The organism is Neisseria sp. P0021.S006, from assembly GCF_051956895.1.
Genome location: NZ_JBQCWZ010000321.1, coordinates 1 through 1500 on the forward strand (window position 1 = coordinate 1; position 1500 = coordinate 1500).

The window sequence follows — 1500 nt, forward strand, 5'->3', positions numbered from 1 at the left end:
ATTGTCCGTCGAACAAGATAGGCTGCTGAAACTTCAATAACCGAGCTGGTTCTTCGGACTAATAAAAAAGCCGTCTGAAACGTATTACAACGTTTTCAGACGGCCTTTACTTGTTCAAAGCATTAAATCATGCCTCTGCCTTGCGCTTTTGGCTTGGCTTGGCCGAATTCCAGTTTGCTCAATGCGGAGAGGTAGGCCTTGGCAGTTGCCACCAATACGTCGGTATCCGCACCTTGGCCGTTGACCACACGGTCGCCGCGTTGCAGGCGGACGGAAGTTTCGCCTTGGCTTTCCGTGCCTTGAGTTACCGCATTGACAGAGTAAATCTGCAAGGTTGCGCCACTTTGTGCCACGCTTTCAATGGCTTTGAAGATGGCATCAACAGGGCCTGAGCCGCTAGCGGAAGCGTGTTTTTCTTCGCCGCGAATACTGAACACAATATCGGCGCGCGGCTCTTCGCCGGTTTCAGTGCTGATTTTTTGGGAAATGAATTTGTAGCTTTCGGTATTCATATTGCCCATTTCGTCAGACACCAAAGCGTGCAAATCTTCATCAAAGATTTCGCGTTTTTTGTCGGCGAGTTCTTTGAAGCGGGCGAACGCGGCGTTCAGTGCCTCTTCGCTTTCCAATTCAATACCCAAATCCGCCAGCTTGCTGCGGAATGCGCTGCGGCCGGAGAGTTTGCCCAAAGTCAGGCGGTTGGTTGACCAGCCGACTGATTCGGCAGTCATGATTTCATAGGTTTCAGGGTGTTTCAATACGCCGTCCTGATGGATGCCTGATTCGTGTGCAAAAGCGTTTGCACCGACTACCGCTTTGTTTGGCTGAATCGGATAGCCAGTAATAGTAGATACCAGTTTCGATACCGGCACGATTTGCGTGGTATCAATGCCGGTTTCCAAGCCGAACAAATCATGACGCACTTTCAACGCCATCACGATTTCTTCAAGGCTGGCATTACCAGCACGTTCACCCAAACCGTTGATGGTACATTCCACCTGGCGCACACCTGCCTGAACAGCAGCCAGCGAGTTGGCAACCGCCATACCCAAGTCGTTGTGGCAGTGGGTCGACCAGACTACTTTGTCGCCGTTGGGCACGCTTTTGATGATGTTGCTGATACGCTCGTACCATACGGAAGGGATGGAGTAGCCGACAGTATCGGGAATATTGATGGTAGTCGCGCCCGCTTCGATAACCGCCGTAAAGATTTTGGCAAGGAAGTCCAAATCCGAACGCACGGCGTCTTCGGCAGAAAATTCCACATCGTCAGTGTATTCTTTGGCGATTTTCACCGCTTTGACTGCCGCATCGATGACTTGCTGCGGCTTCATTTTCAGTTTGTGCTCCATGTGGATGGGGCTGGTGGCGATAAAAGTGTGAATACGTTTTTTCGGCGCGGGGGAAACAGCTTCACCTGCTTTGCGCACATCGTTTTCAACCGCACGAGCTAATGAGCAAACTGTAGATTTGGTAATGATTTTGGCAATCGCATTAACC

1 protein-coding gene is annotated in these 1500 nt (G+C 50.8%); it reads right to left on the bottom strand.

Annotated elements, in window-relative coordinates:
• Positions 1-122 precede the first annotated feature (122 nt).
• Positions 123-1500: 2-isopropylmalate synthase (locus tag ACTHUM_RS13725; RefSeq protein ID WP_440403138.1), on the bottom strand; the 1378-nt coding region annotated here is incomplete at its 5' end.